Below are 13,655 nucleotides of genomic sequence, written 5' to 3'. Positions count from 1 at the left end.
GCCGATCAACATCGAATGGGGCCACGACAACCGCACCGTGGGCATCCGCTCGCCGATCGCCTCACCCGAGGCGCGCCGCGTGGAAAACCGCGTGATCGGCGCCGACGCCAACCCCTACGTGGCCATGGCCATGACCCTGGCCTGCGGCTACCTGGGCATGAAGAACAAGATCAAGCCCAAGCCCGAGATGAAGGGCGACGCCTACCTCTCGCCCTACGCGCTGCCGCGCAGCCTGGGCGAGGCGCTGGACTGGCTGCGCCGCGAGCCCGACCTGCACGAGGTGCTGGGCCATGAGTTCGTGACCATCTACACCGAGATCAAGGAGCTCGAGTTCGACGAGTTCATGAAAGTCATTTCGCCCTGGGAGCGCGAGCACCTCCTTTTGCATGTCTGACCTGGAATTCCCGCGATGAACCCGAACCCCCTGATCGCCCCGCCCGCGCTGGTGCGCCGCGCCGAGCGGCACGACACGAAAGCCATCCAGGCGCTGGACAGCGCGCACTACATCCACCCCTTCACCGACCACGCCGACCTGGCCACGCGCGGCGCGCGCGTGATCACGCAGGCCCAGGGCATCTACATCTGGGACTCCGAGGGCCAGAAGATCCTGGACGCCATGAGCGGCCTGTGGTGCGTGAACGCGGGCTACGGGCGCAAGGAGCTGGCCGACGCGGCCTACCAGCAGCTCATGACGCTGCCGTACTACAACAGCTTCTTCCAGACCACCAACGTGCCGGCGGTGCAGCTGGCGTCCAAGCTGGCCGCGCTGGCGCCCGAAGTGCGCGGGCGCCGCTTCGAGCACGTCTTCTTCAGCTCCAGCGGCAGCGAAAGCAACGACACCAACGTGCGCCTGGTGCGCCGCTACTGGGACCTGATGGGCCAGCCGCAGCGCAAGACCCTCATCGGCCGCCACAACGCGTACCACGGCTCCACCATGGCCGGGGCCTCGCTCGGCGGCATGAGCGGCATGCACGCGCAGGGCGACCTGCCGATCCCCGGCGTGGTGCACATCGAGCAGCCCTACTTCTTCGAGAACGGCCGGCCCGGCGAGAGCGAGGCCGAGTTCGGCCTGCGCGCGGCGCGCTGGCTGGAGGAAAAGATCCTGGCCGTCGGCCCGGACAAGGTGGCCGCCTTCATCGCCGAGCCGGTGCAGGGCGCCGGCGGCGTGATCATCCCGCCCTCGACCTACTGGCCCGAGATCCAGCGCATCGTCGACCAGTACGGCATCCTGCTCATCAGCGACGAGGTGATCTGCGCCTTTGGCCGCCTGGGCCACTGGTTCGCCTACGAGAAGTTCGGCTACCGCCCCGACCTGGTGACCTTCGCCAAGGGCGTCACCAGCGGCTACATCCCCCTGGGCGGCGTGATGGTGGGCGACCGAGTGGCGCAGGTGCTGATCGACAAGGGCGGCGAGTTCAACCACGGCTACACCTACAGCGGCCACCCCGTGGCCTGCGCCGTGGGCCTGGCCAACCTGGAGCTGATGGAGCGCGAAGACCTGCCGCGCAAGGTGCGCGAGGACCTGGCGCCCTACCTGGCCAAGCGCTTCGCCGAGATCGCCGAGCACCCGCTGGTGGGCCTGGCCGAGACCTGCGGCTTCGTGGCCGGTCTGGTGCTGGTGAAGGACAAGGCCTCCAAGGCGATGTACGACCCGGACCTGGCCGTCGGCATGATGTGCCGCGCCCACTGCTTCAGGAACGGGCTGATCATGCGCGCGGTGGGCGACCGCATGATCATCGCGCCGCCGCTGGTGATGACGCGCGAGCAGATCGACGAAATGGTGGCCCTGATCCAGCGCTGCCTGGACGACACCTTGACGGAACTGCGCCAAAAAGGGCTGCATGCATGACTAGAATGGCCGCCGGTCCCTTTTTTGGGGCATGGCGGTCACGGAACGGGCTTCCCGGGTCTGGAACTTGCATGCCCCGAGCAGGTCATCAGCCGCCCTGCGTCGGCGGTTTTGGTCCCAACCCACCTCCCTTGGAGTGAGCATCACCATGAAGAAGCACGTTCTGGTTCTCGCGATGGCGGCCGTGATGGTCGCCGCCTGCGGCAAGAAGGAGGAGCCCGCTCCTGCTCCCGCTCCGGCCCCCGTGGCCACCGCCCCGGCGCCGGCCCCCGCGCCCGCCGGCCCGGTGCTCGACGAGGAGAAGGTTCTCAACGTCTACAACTGGCCCGACTACATCACCGAGAACATGCTCGCCGACTTCGAGAAGGAGTACGGCGTCAAGGTCAACTACGACACCTTCGAGAACAACGAGGCCCTGCACGCCAAGCTCGTCGCGGGCAACTCGGGCTACGACATCGTGATCCCCACCGCCGGCTTCGCCAAGAAGCAGATCGATGGTGGCCTGTACCAACCCATCGACAAGAGCCGGCTCACGAACTACGGCAACCTCGACCCGGACTTCATGAAGAAGATCGCTGGCGTCGACCCCGACAACAAGTACCTGGTGCCCTGGGCCTGGGGCTTCACCACCGTGGGCATCAACAAGCAGAAGGTCGAGAAGGCCCTGGGCGGCATGGCCATGCCCGAGAACGCCTGGGACCTGGTCTTCAAGCCCGAGTACGCCAACAAGCTGAAGTCCTGCGGCATCGCCTACCTGGACTCGCCCAGCGAGATCCTGCCGGTGGCGCTGCACTACGTGGGCAAGCCCGCGTACAGCGAGAACCCCGAGGACTTCAAGGCCGCGCTGGACATGCTCAAGAAGGTCCGCGGCAGCGTGCGCCTGTTCTCCAGCACCATGATCGACGACATCGCCAGCGGCAAGGCCTGCGCCTTCATCGGCTGGTCGGGCGACATCAACATCGCCGCCGGCCGCGTGAAGGAAACCGGTGGCAAGGACGAGATCGTGCCCCTGCTGCCCACCGGCGGCGGCCTGGTGTTCATCGACACCATGGCCATTCCGAAGGATGCCAAGCACGTGAACAACGCCTACGTGTTCATCGACTTCTACCTGCGCGCCGCCAACGCCGCCGCCATGGCCAACGAGATGAACTACCCGACCGGCAACAAGGCCGCGCTGGCCGACATCAAGGATGAGGTCAAGGGCAACAAGACCATCTTCCTGGGTCCCGAGGACACCGCGCGCCTGATCCCCACCGGCGGCTTCTCGAACGAGATCTCGAGCGTGCTCAACGACACCTACAACGCGTTCAAGCGCGGCAAGTAAACCGCCGGCGCCGCTCGGCACGCACCGGGGCTGTTCATCCACCAGGACGAACAGCCCTTTTTCTTTCTGGAGGCACTTTCATGACAGACCCCGCCGGCTTCCTGGTGACCGAAAAAGTGGTCAAGCGCTTCGACGATGCGCTGGCCGTCGACGAAGTTTCGCTGTCCATCCGCAAGGGCGAGATCTTCGCCCTGCTGGGCAGCTCGGGCTGCGGCAAGTCCACCCTGCTGCGCATGCTCGCGGGCTTCGAGACGCCCACCGCCGGGCGCATCCTGCTCGGCGGCCAGGACCTGGCCACGGTGCCGGCCTACGAGCGGCCGGTGAACATGATGTTCCAGAGCTACGCGCTGTTCCCGCACCTGTCGGTGTGGGAGAACGTGGCCTTCGGTCTGCGCCGCGAAGGCCTGCCCAAGGCCGAGATCCAGCAGCGCACCGACGAGATGCTGGCCCTGGTGCAGCTCACGCCCTACGCCAAGCGCAAGCCGCACCAGCTCTCGGGCGGCCAGCAGCAGCGCGTGGCCCTGGCGCGCAGCCTGGCCAAGCGGCCCAAGCTGCTGCTGCTGGACGAGCCCCTGGGCGCGCTGGACAAGAAGCTGCGCGAGCAGACGCAGTTCGAGCTGGTCAACATCATCGAGAAGGTGGGCGTGACCTGCGTGATGGTCACGCACGACCAGGAAGAGGCCATGACCATGGCCAGCCGCATCGCCATCATGAGCAAGGGCCGCGTGCTGCAGGTGGGCACGCCGTCCGAGATCTACGAGCACCCGGTGAACCGCTTCGTGGCCGACTTCATCGGCAACGTGAACCTCTTCGAGGGCAAGCTCAGCGTCGACGAACCCGACCGCTGCGCGGTGAGCAGCGGCATCGGCGAGATCCACGTGGGCCACGGCATGCCGGGCACGCTGGGCATGCCGGTGGCGCTGGCCGTGCGGCCCGAGAAGATCGAGATCAGCAAGGCGCCGCCGCCGGCCGATGCCGGCCCCAACGTGTTCAAGGGCAAGGTCAAGGAGATCGCCTACTTCGGCGCGCACAACACCTTCATCGTCGTGGCCAGCAACGGCCAGCGCGTGAAGATCACCGAGGCCAACACCTCGCGCCACGACCTCTCGGACATCACCTGGGAGGATGAGGTGTATTTCTGGTGGAGCGACACCGCCGGCGTGGTGCTGCGCGACTGAGCGGGAGAGCGACCATGAACCTTCCTATGCCCGGCAAGCGCTTCGTCATCGGTGTGCCCTATGGCTGGCTGCTGCTGTTCTTCTTCCTGCCCTTCCTGATCCTGCTGTACATCAGCTTCGTGGACATGGGCGGCGACATCAGCCCCTTCAAGCCGCTGTGGGACCCCGACACCGGCGTGCTGCGCCTGAAGTACGAGAACTACCTGGCCATCTTCCGCGCGGAAGAGGGCGCGCCGCTGTTCCGCACGCTCTACATCGACTCCTACCTGCGCTCGATCTGGTACGCGCTGCTCACGGCGGTGTTCTGCCTGGCCATCGGCTACCCCTTCGCGTACTTCATCGCGCGCTCGCCGGCCAGCGTGCGTCCGGCGCTGCTGCTGCTGGTGATGCTGCCGTTCTGGACCTCCTTCCTGCTGCGCGTCTACGCCTGGAAAGGCCTGCTGGCCGACCAGGGCGTGATCAACCGCTTCATGATGTTCGTCGGCATCAGCAGCGAGCCCATCCCCATGCTGTACACCAACGTGTCCATGCTGGTGGGCATGACCTACGTCTACCTGCCCTTCATGGTCCTGCCGCTGTACGCCAACCTGGTGAAGATGGACTTCCGCCTGCTCGAGGCCGCGTACGACCTGGGCACCACGCCCTTCAAGGCCTTCTGGCTGATCACGGTGCCGCTGTCCAAGGCCGGCATCATCGCGGGCTTCATGCTGGTGTTCATTCCCTGCGTGGGCGAGTTCGTGATTCCTTCGCTGCTGGGCGGTCCCGAGAACTACATGATCGGCCGCGTGGTGTGGGACGAGATGTTCACCGCCAACGACTGGCCCAAGGCCACCGCGCTCGCCGTGGTGATGATCGCGATCATCGTGGTCCCGCTGGCCTTCTACTACAAGTACGCTGGCGAGCAGGCCGAGCAGCGCTGAGGAGGCACCCGCATGAAACCCTTCCTCGAAAAACATTTCGGCAAGCTCTGGCTGCTGGTGGTCTTCGGCTTCCTCTACCTGCCGCTGGGCTTCATGGTGCTGTTCTCGTTCAACAGCACGCGCACCGACGCGCGCTTCACCGGCTTCTCGCTGCGCTGGTACGAGGCCCTGCTCAACGACAGCAAGATCGTCGACGGCTTCTTCCTCTCACTCCAGATCGCCGCCGTCACCGGTGTGCTGTCGGCTGTGCTGGCCACCTTCGCGGCCTTCGTGCTGGTGCGCTACCGCCGCTTTGCGGGCCGCACGGTGTTCAGCGGCATGGTGAACGCGCCGCTGGTCATGCCCGAGGTGATCATCGGCCTGTCGCTGCTGCTGCTGTTCGTGGGCGCGCAGAACCTGCTGGGCTGGCCGCAGCGCGGCATGCTCACCATCATCCTGGGCCACACGCTGCTGGGCATGGCCTATGGCATGGTGGTGATCCAGAGCCGGCTGCTGGAGATGGACCGCTCCATCGAGGAGGCCGCCAGGGACCTGGGTGCGCGTCCGCACCAGGTGTTCTTCCTGGTCACGCTGCCCAACATCTTCCAAGCCATCCTGGCCGCCTTCCTGCTGGCCTTCACGCTGTCCTTCGACGACGTGGTGATCACCGAATTCCTGAGCGGGCCGGGCGTGAGCACGCTGCCGCAGGTGATCTTCGGCTACGCGCGCCGGGGCATCAACCCGACGATCTACGCGGCGGCCACCATCCTCATCGTCACGGTCACCGCCGTGGTGGTGAGCTACGCGGTGTGGGTGGCGCGGGCCACGCGCCGGCGCGAGCGGGAGATGGCGGCGGCGGTGCGCGGCTGAGGCCCGCAGTGGACGGGCGGCCACCGCCGAAAGTGGCTGTTCACGCGGGTGGGCAAGGGGCGTAGCATGGGGCCGATCCCTCCGGCCTCCGCGACCCCCTTGCCATGACCACCACAGCCCTCCAAGCCCCCTCCCTGTCCCTCGACGGCCGCGCCTTCATCAACGGCGCGCGCACCGCCGCGCGCGACGGCCAGACCTTCGACTGCTTCTCGCCCGTGGACGGGCGGCTGCTGGCGCCCGTGGCGCGCGGCCAGGCCGCCGACATCGACGCCGCCGTGGCGGCCGCGCGCGCCGCCTTCGAGGACCGCCGCTGGGCCGGCTTGCCACCGGCCAAGCGCAAGCGCGTGATGATGGCCTTCGCGGACCAGATCCTGCAGCACGCCGACGAGCTCGCGCTCACGGAAACGCTGGACATGGGCAAGCCCGTGCGCTACGCGCGCAGCGTGGACGTGAACAGCGCGGCCAACTGCATCCGCTGGTATGGCGAGGCGGTGGACAAGGTGTACGACGAGATCGCGCCCACGCCCGACACCGCCCTGGCCCTGATCACGCGCGAGCCCCTGGGCGTGGTGGGCGTGATCGTGCCCTGGAACTACCCCATGATCATGGCGGCCTGGAAGATCGCGCCGGCCCTGGCCGCGGGCAACTCGGTGGTGCTCAAGCCCAGCGAGAAGAGCCCGCTGACGGCGCTGCGCCTGGCCGAGCTGGCGCTGGCCGCGGGCATTCCGCCCGGCGTGTTCAACGTGGTGCCGGGCTTCGGCCCCGAGGCCGGCAGCCCGCTGGCCCTGCACATGGACGTGGACTGCATCGCCTTCACCGGCAGCACGCGCGTGGGCAAGCAGATCCACGTGATGGCGGGCCAGAGCAACCTCAAGCGCGCCTGGACCGAGCTGGGCGGCAAGTCGCCCAACATCGTGTTCGCCGACTGCCCCGACATCGACAAGGCCGTGGAGGCCGCGGTGGGCAGCATCTTCTTCAACCAGGGCGAGAGCTGCAACGCGCCCTCGCGCCTGTTCGTCGAGGCCTCGATCAAGGAGGCCTTCCTGGAGAAGGCGCTGAAGCTGGTGCCGCAGTACCAGCCGGGCAACCCGCTGGAGAAGGCCACGGTGATGGGCGCCATCGTCGACAAGACGCAGATGGACACCGTGCTGCGCTACATCGACTCGGGCAAGAAGGAGGGCGCCCAGCTGCTCGCGGGCGGCGAGGCGGCCGAGCCCGTGAAGGGCGGCTGCTACGTGCTGCCCACCATCTTCGACGGCGTGAAGAACGACATGACCATCGCGCGCGAGGAGATCTTCGGCCCGGTGCTGTCGGTGCTGTCCTTCACCGACGCCGCCGACGTGGTGAAGCAGGCCAACAGCAACATCTACGGTCTGCAGGCGGCGGTGTGGACGCGCGACATCAACAAGGCGCACGGCGTGGCGCGCGCGCTGCGCGCGGGCACGGTGCACGTGAACCAGTACGACGAGGACGACATCACCGTGCCCTTCGGCGGCTTCAAGCAGAGCGGCGTGGGCCGCGACAAGTCGCTGCACGCCTTCGACAAGTACACCGAGATCAAGACGACCTGGATACGGATCGACAGCCCCATTTGAGGAGAGCGCCATGAACGCCCCGCAAAAGCCCGAGACGCTGAACGCCCCGCACACCAACGCCGCCTGGCACCAGCGCCGGCTCGCGGCCACGCCGCGCGGCGTGGGCGTGTTCGGCGATTTCTTCATCGACCGCGCGAAGAACGCCGAGCTCTGGGACATCGAGGGCCGCCGCTTCATCGACTTCGCGGGTGGCATCGCGGTGCTCAACACCGGCCACGTGCACCCCAAGGTGCAGGCCGCGATCGCGGCGCAGCTGCAGCGCTTCACGCACAGCTGCTACCAGGTGGTGCCCTATGCCGAGTACGTGTCGCTGGCGGAGCGCATCAACGCCATCGTGCCCATCGACGGACCGGTGAAGACGGCCTTTTTCTCCACCGGCGCCGAGGCGATCGAGAACGCGATGAAGATCGCGCGCGCCGCCACCGGGCGCAGCGGCATCGTCGCCTTCGGCGGCGCCTTTCACGGCCGCAGCCTGTTCGCGGTCTCGCTCACGGGCAAGGTGCAGCCCTACAAGGCCGGCTTCGGGCCGTTCCCGCCCGAGGTCTACCACGTGCCCTTTCCGGTGTCGGCCGACAGTTTCGAGGACGCGAAGAAGGCCATGGTCCAGCTCTTCAAGGCCGACATCGAGCCCAGCCGCGTGGCGGCCATCGTGTTCGAGCCGGTGCAGGGCGAGGGTGGCTTCAACCCCATCCTGCCCGCCGCGGTGCAGTGGCTGCGCGAGCTGTGCGACGCGCACGGCATCCTGCTGATCGCCGACGAGGTGCAGACCGGCTTCGCGCGCACCGGCAGGATGTTCGCCATGGAGCACTTCGGCGTGCGACCCGACCTGATGACCCTGGCCAAGAGCATGGCCGGCGGCACCACGCTGTCGGCCGTGTGCGGCCGCGCGGCCGTGATGGACGGCCCCGCGCCCGGCGGCCTGGGCGGCACCTACGCTGGCCACCCGCTGGCCATCGCGGCCGCGCACGCGGTGCTGGACGTGATGGAAGAAGAGGGGCTTTGCGCGCGCGCGCAGCGCCTGGGCGACCAGCTCATCGCCACCCTGATCGCCAAGCGCGCGGCGCTCCAATGCATCGGCGACGTGCGCGGCCTGGGCGCCATGGTGGCCTGCGAGTTCGTGGACCCCAAGACCGGCGCGCCCGACGCCGACACGACGAAGCGGGTGCAGATGGCGGCGCTGCGGCGCGGCCTGCTGCTGCTCAGCTGCGGGGTCAACGCCAACGTGATCCGTTTCCTGTTCCCGCTCACCATCGAGGACGCGGTGTTCAACGAGGGCCTCGCGGTCTTCGACGCCGCGCTGGCCGAGGTGGTTGCTTGAACGACAGCGCCGGGCGCCTGGGCCAGGCGCTCGACGCGCTGGAGTCGCGCGCGGCCGAGCTGCGCGCGATGGGCGTGCACTCGGTGCTCGCCACCTTCACCGACCTGGCGGGCACGCCCAAGGGCAAGCTGTTGCCGCTGGAGGGCCTGGCCGGCGCGGTGGCCGTGGGCGCGGGCTTCGCCGGCCCCAGCATCGTGGGCACCGGGCTGCCGCGCATGGGCCCGCGCAGCGAGTACGTCGGCCGCGTGCTGCCCGAGACGCTGCGGCCCTTGCCCTTCATGCCCGGCGTGGCGCACGCCGTGTGCGAGGGCTTCGCGGGCGGTGAACCGCTGGACACCGACCCGCGCGGCGCGCTCCAGCGCCAGGTGGCGCGCCTGCGCGAGCGCGGCTGGACGCTGTGGGTGGGCATCGAGCCCGAGTTCTTTCTGCTCAAGCGCGGCGCCGATGGCCGCTGGGGCGTGGCCGATGCGCGCGACACGCTGGCCAAGCCCTCGTACGACCTGCGCGCCATCGGCCGCCAGCGGGGCTTCCTGGACGACATGCGCCAGGCGCTCACGGCCCTGGGCTTTGGGCTGGAGCAGATGGACCACGAAGACGCGATCGGCCAGTACGAGATCAATTACCGGCACGACGTGGCGCTGGCCGCGGCCGATCGCTACCAGCTCTTCAAGCTCACGGCCCAGGCCGTGGCCGAGCGCCACGGCTGCGTGTTCTCCACCATGCCCAAGCCGCTGGCGGGCGCGCCGGGCAGCGGTCTGCACTTCCACCTGAGCCTGACGGACGACGGGATGTCCTCCGGCGCCGGCCGGCCGCTGATGGCCGACGGCGCGGGCGCGCTGGGCCTGAGCGAAACCGGCTGGCGCTTCGCGGCTGGCCTGCTGCGCCACGCCGACGCTCTGGCCGCGCTGTGCGCGCCCACGGTCAACAGCTACAAGCGGCTGGCGGCGAGCCGCAGCGCCTCGGGCACCACCTGGTCGCCGGTGTGGAAGGCCATCGGCGACAACAACCGCAGCTGCCTGCTGCGCGCGGTGGCGGGGCGGCTGGAGTGGCGGCTGCCGGACCCGAGCTGCAACGTGTACCTGGCGCTCGCGGCCACGCTGGCGGCCGGGCTCGACGGCATCGACCAGGGCCTGGTGGCGCCCCGGCCCTGCCGCGACGACCTGTACGAGCGCCACGCGCGTGGCGAGCCGATGCCCGCGCGCCTGCCGCGCGACCTGCACGACGCGTTGCTGGCGCTGGAGGGCGACGCCGAACTGCGCGCCGCGCTTGGCGAGCCGCTGGTGGCCCAGTTCCTGTCCCTCAAGCGCGCGGAGTGGGCCGAGTACCACGCGCAGGTGAGCGACTGGGAGCTGGAACGCTACGCCGAAGGCTGAGCCGGCGGGGCCCGGCGCGATCGGGATAATCGCGCGCGTGAGTTCCCCAAGCACCGCCGTCGACGGCACCAAGACCTGGACCAAGACCACCGACCGTCCGCTGCGCAGCTGGCGCAAGTCGGCGGGCGTGTGGCTGTTCGCGCATTTTGTGGGCGTGCCCATTCCCTGGGCGGCCGCGCGCCAGACCGATCCGCGCGCGCTGCTGGCCCATGAACACGAGCGCCTGCTGGCCCTGGCCGCCGTGGGCGAGTGCGTGCCGCGCGTGATCGGCTTCGATGGCCGCACCCTGGTCACCAGCGACGTGGGCACCACCCTGGACTACCTGCTGTTCCAGCGAGCGCCCGAGGAGCGCCTGCCGCTGATGTGCGCAGCCGCTGCCGACCTGGCGGGTTTTCACGCGCGCGGCCAGTGGCATGGCGGCGCGCAGGCGCGCAACATCACCTGGAACGGCGAGCGCTTCGCGCGGCTGGACTTCGAGGAGCCGCTGGTGCCCGGCCTGGCGCTGGACATGGTGCAGCGCTACGACGTGCTGCAGCTGGTGCTGTCGCTGGCGCGGCTGATCGAGCCCCTGGGGCCCGGCGCGGTGCACGCGGTGCTGCAGGCCTACGCGGCGGTGGACGCGGCGCAGGGCGAGGCGCTGCGCCGCTTCATTGCCCGCCTGCTGCCGCGCCTGCAGCGGATCTCGCGGCTGGCCTCGTGGTCGCGGCGGCTCGACACCTCGCGCGAGCTGATGCGCCTGCGCACGGTGCTGGAAGGCATGGCCGCCTTCGTGGCCGAGCGCTGAAGCCGCCGCACCGCGCTCAGGTTCTGTACGACGGGTCCAGACGCTCCAGTTTTCGCAGCAGCGCGGGCCAGGCGATCTGCGCGCCCTGGCCGGCCGTGGCCACGCGCATCACCTCGGCCATGCCGGCGAGGATGCGCGGGTCCACCGGGGTCAGCTCGCTGCCGCCGGCCAGCGCGTCGACCTGGATGCGGCAGGCGTTCTCGAAGGTGTACATGGAGAGAAAGGCGTCGGCGATGGAGCGGCCCACGGTGAGCAGGCCGTGGTTGCGCAGCACCAGGTAGTTGGCTTGCCCCAGGTCGGCCTGCAGGCGCGGTATCTCGTCGGGGCGCAGGGCCACGCCTTCGTAGCCGTGGTACGCAAGCGAGCTCAGCACGAAGGTGCTCTGCTGGCTGATGGGCAGGATGCCGTGCTTCTGCGCGCTCACCGCCACGCCCGCGCGGGTGTGCGTGTGCAGCACGCACTGCGCCTCGGGCCGCGCGCTGTGCACGGCGCTGTGGATGACGAAGCCCGCCGGGTTCACGGGGAAGGGCGAGTCGTGCAGCTTGTTGCAGGCCATGTCCACCTTCACCAGGCTGCTGGCGGTGATCTCGTCGAACATCAGCCCGTAGGGGTTGATGAGGAACTGGTGCTCACCGCCGGTGAGGCTGTCGGGCAGCTTGGCGCTGATGTGGGTGAAGACCAGGTCGCTCCAGCCGTAGGCCGCCACCAGGCGGTAGCAGGCGGCAAGGTCGCAGCGCAGCGCCCACTCTTCGGCGCTGACGACTTCTTTCAGGGAGGGGATGTGCATGGCGTGTCTCCGGGCCGCCTCGGGACGGGCGGCCCGACACGCACTCTAGGCGCGCTGGCGCGGCTTGGGCTGTCCGTGCAGCGACAGGGCGGCGGATTCAGCCGCGCGTCTTGCAGGTGCTGATGCCGAACAGGGCGTAGGGCGGGCACCAGCCCACCACGCCGGTGAGCAGGGGCACCACGCCGAGCCAGCCCCACCAGCCCACCGTGCCGGTGGCGGCCAGGGCGATGAGGACAAGACCGACGAGGATGCGAACGGAACGGTCGATGCCGCCGACGTTGGGGGTCATGGGGGTCTCCATCAGTGAACGATGATGTTCAAGCCGATTGGACGCCGCCACGAAGGCAGCCGCTTTGATCCAGATCAGGGTGTCGTCGCGCGCTCGAGGTGTCCGAGCCATCGCATTGCATGTGAGCGCTCGCTACCGCACATTTCCCGGCTAGGCTTCAAGGAGGTGCAGACCGGGGGCCGCTCCGGCCGGCCGAACAGGCGACAGCGCAGGGCCGCGTCCAGGTGCGGGCAGGGCAGGCCGGCCGGCTTGCCCTGGGGCAGGCCCGGCATCGCGCTGCTGATCGAAGGCGCGGTGCAGCAGGCGGCGCAAGCGGGGCGGCAGTCCATGGCCGGCGGGCTCAGTCCGGTGCGTTGAGCTTGCGCGCGGCCTGGATGGCCTGTTCCACCACGCCCTGCACGGCGGCCTGGGCGAGGCCGCTGATCAGCTGGCCCTGGTCGTCGAAGGCTTCGCCGGCCTTGCTCAGCGCGTACTGCTTGGGCGTCAGCCAGCACTGCAGGTTCAGCAGCAGGGGCGACAGGTGCGACAGGCTGCGCAGCCCGCCCAGGGCGCCGGGCGAAGCGCTGAGCAGGCCCACCACCTTGCCCGCGAAGGGCTTGGTGCCGCTGGACCATTCGGGGTCGCCCTTGATGGGGCTGGACACCCAGTCGATGGTGTTTTTGAGCAGACCGGTGTAGCTGCCGTTGTACTCGGGCGAGCAGATGACCCAGGCGGGGTGGGCATGGAAGATCGCTTTCAGGCGGCGGGCGGCCTCGGGGGTGCCACGCGCTTCGAGGTCGGCGTTGTAGAGCGGCAGTTCGTGGTCGGCCAGCTCCAGCAGCGTGACCTGGGCGCCGGCGGCGCGGCCGAGGTCGGCGGCGACCTGGGCGAGCCGTCGGTTGTGGGACTGCGCGCGGGTGCTGCCCGCGAAGACGAGGAGGGGGGTGGGCGGGGTCATGGGGGCGGATTCTGGCACCGCCGCCGCGCCGGATTCCTGCGCCTGCCCGGGGCTTGCCCCTTGATGGGACAATCGCGGGCTTGCCCGCGCCGACCGCCCCGTCGCCGCGGGCTTTGGAGTTCAAGATGCTGTACCCCCAGGAATTCGACGTCATCGTGGTCGGCGGCGGCCACGCCGGCACCGAGGCCGCGCTGGCCGCCGCCCGCATGGGCTGCGCCACGCTGCTGCTCACCCACAACATCGAGACGCTGGGCCAGATGAGCTGCAACCCCAGCATCGGCGGCATCGGCAAGGGCCACCTGGTGAAAGAGGTGGACGCGCTGGGCGGCGCCATGGCCATCGCTACGGACGAGGGCGGCATTCAGTTCCGCATTCTCAACAGCAGCAAGGGCCCGGCCGTGCGCGCCACGCGCGCCCAGGCCGACCGCGTGCTCTACAAGGCCGCCATCCGC

Annotated in this window: 14 protein-coding genes and 1 pseudogene; 11 read left to right on the top strand and 4 right to left on the bottom strand. The window is 69.2% G+C overall.

Going from position 1 to position 13,655, the window contains the following annotated elements; translation table 11 throughout:
- The 10 genes and pseudogenes from BGO22_RS09720 to BGO22_RS09675 all read left to right on the top strand — a co-directional run.
- Positions 1-394: pseudogene (locus BGO22_RS09720) on the top strand (glutamine synthetase); the annotation flags it as partial.
- Between the two features lie 15 nt (positions 395-409).
- Positions 410-1,849: an aspartate aminotransferase family protein gene (locus tag BGO22_RS09715; protein ID WP_286850495.1), complete on the top strand. Its 1,440-nt coding sequence runs from the start codon at positions 410-412 to the stop codon at positions 1,847-1,849.
- Between the two features lie 148 nt (positions 1,850-1,997).
- Positions 1,998-3,173 carry an extracellular solute-binding protein gene (locus BGO22_RS09710; RefSeq protein ID WP_070399588.1) on the top strand — a complete coding sequence of 392 codons (1,176 nt, stop codon included), beginning with the start codon at positions 1,998-2,000 and terminating at the stop codon, positions 3,171-3,173.
- An 80-nt stretch (positions 3,174-3,253) separates the two neighbouring features.
- A complete protein-coding gene (locus tag BGO22_RS09705; RefSeq protein WP_116959030.1) occupies positions 3,254-4,351 on the top strand; it encodes an ABC transporter ATP-binding protein in 1,098 nt (365 codons plus the stop codon).
- A 14-nt stretch (positions 4,352-4,365) separates the two neighbouring features.
- On the top strand, positions 4,366-5,271 hold the full coding sequence (locus BGO22_RS09700; RefSeq protein ID WP_070399586.1) for an ABC transporter permease: 906 nt from the start codon (positions 4,366-4,368) through the stop codon (positions 5,269-5,271).
- 12 nt (positions 5,272-5,283) lie between these two features.
- Positions 5,284-6,120, top strand: a complete 837-nt coding sequence (locus BGO22_RS09695) for an ABC transporter permease (RefSeq protein ID WP_070399585.1) — start codon at positions 5,284-5,286, stop codon at positions 6,118-6,120.
- A gap of 104 nt (positions 6,121-6,224) precedes the next feature.
- Positions 6,225-7,715 (top strand): aldehyde dehydrogenase, encoded by a 1,491-nt coding sequence (locus BGO22_RS09690; RefSeq protein WP_286850490.1) that lies wholly within the window; start codon positions 6,225-6,227, stop codon positions 7,713-7,715.
- A gap of 10 nt (positions 7,716-7,725) precedes the next feature.
- Positions 7,726-9,033, top strand: coding sequence for a 4-aminobutyrate--2-oxoglutarate transaminase (gene gabT / locus BGO22_RS09685; RefSeq protein ID WP_139147065.1), 1,308 nt, complete (start codon positions 7,726-7,728; stop codon positions 9,031-9,033).
- Positions 9,030-10,406 (top strand): type III glutamate--ammonia ligase, encoded by a 1,377-nt coding sequence (locus BGO22_RS09680; RefSeq protein ID WP_286850486.1) that lies wholly within the window; start codon positions 9,030-9,032, stop codon positions 10,404-10,406. The genes gabT and BGO22_RS09680 overlap by 4 nt, the downstream gene beginning before the upstream one ends.
- Positions 10,407-10,443: 37 nt before the next feature.
- The gene (locus BGO22_RS09675; protein ID WP_070399582.1) at positions 10,444-11,190 is read left to right on the top strand and encodes a BUD32 family EKC/KEOPS complex subunit; all 747 of its coding nucleotides are present in this window, start codon (positions 10,444-10,446) and stop codon (positions 11,188-11,190) included.
- A gap of 16 nt (positions 11,191-11,206) precedes the next feature.
- Here the strand turns inward: BGO22_RS09675 and BGO22_RS09670 are convergent, their stop codons facing one another.
- The 4 genes from BGO22_RS09670 to BGO22_RS09655 all read right to left on the bottom strand — a co-directional run bounded on the left by BGO22_RS09670 (position 11,207) and on the right by BGO22_RS09655 (position 13,203).
- On the bottom strand, positions 11,207-11,977 hold the full coding sequence (locus tag BGO22_RS09670) for a class II aldolase/adducin family protein (protein ID WP_070399581.1): 771 nt from the start codon (positions 11,975-11,977) through the stop codon (positions 11,207-11,209).
- 97 nt (positions 11,978-12,074) lie between these two features.
- A complete protein-coding gene (locus BGO22_RS09665) occupies positions 12,075-12,266 on the bottom strand; it encodes a YgaP family membrane protein (protein ID WP_070399580.1) in 192 nt (63 codons plus the stop codon).
- A gap of 74 nt (positions 12,267-12,340) precedes the next feature.
- Entirely contained in the window at positions 12,341-12,595 is a 255-nt protein-coding gene (locus tag BGO22_RS09660; protein WP_286850481.1) for a YkgJ family cysteine cluster protein, read from the bottom strand.
- A gap of 11 nt (positions 12,596-12,606) precedes the next feature.
- Positions 12,607-13,203, bottom strand: coding sequence for an NADPH-dependent FMN reductase (locus BGO22_RS09655; protein WP_070399579.1), 597 nt, complete (start codon positions 13,201-13,203; stop codon positions 12,607-12,609).
- A 125-nt stretch (positions 13,204-13,328) separates the two neighbouring features.
- Here BGO22_RS09655 and BGO22_RS09650 point away from each other — a divergent pair.
- On the top strand, positions 13,329-13,655 hold a 327-nt coding region (locus tag BGO22_RS09650; protein WP_286850477.1), incomplete at its 3' end, for an FAD-dependent oxidoreductase.

Origin of the sequence: Hydrogenophaga sp. 70-12 (genome assembly GCF_001897365.1) — a bacterium.
Taxonomy (GTDB): domain Bacteria; phylum Pseudomonadota; class Gammaproteobacteria; order Burkholderiales; family Burkholderiaceae_C; genus Hydrogenophaga; species Hydrogenophaga borbori.
Note: the sequence above shows the minus strand (reverse complement) of the source record. Positions and strands in the feature narration are given on the sequence as shown.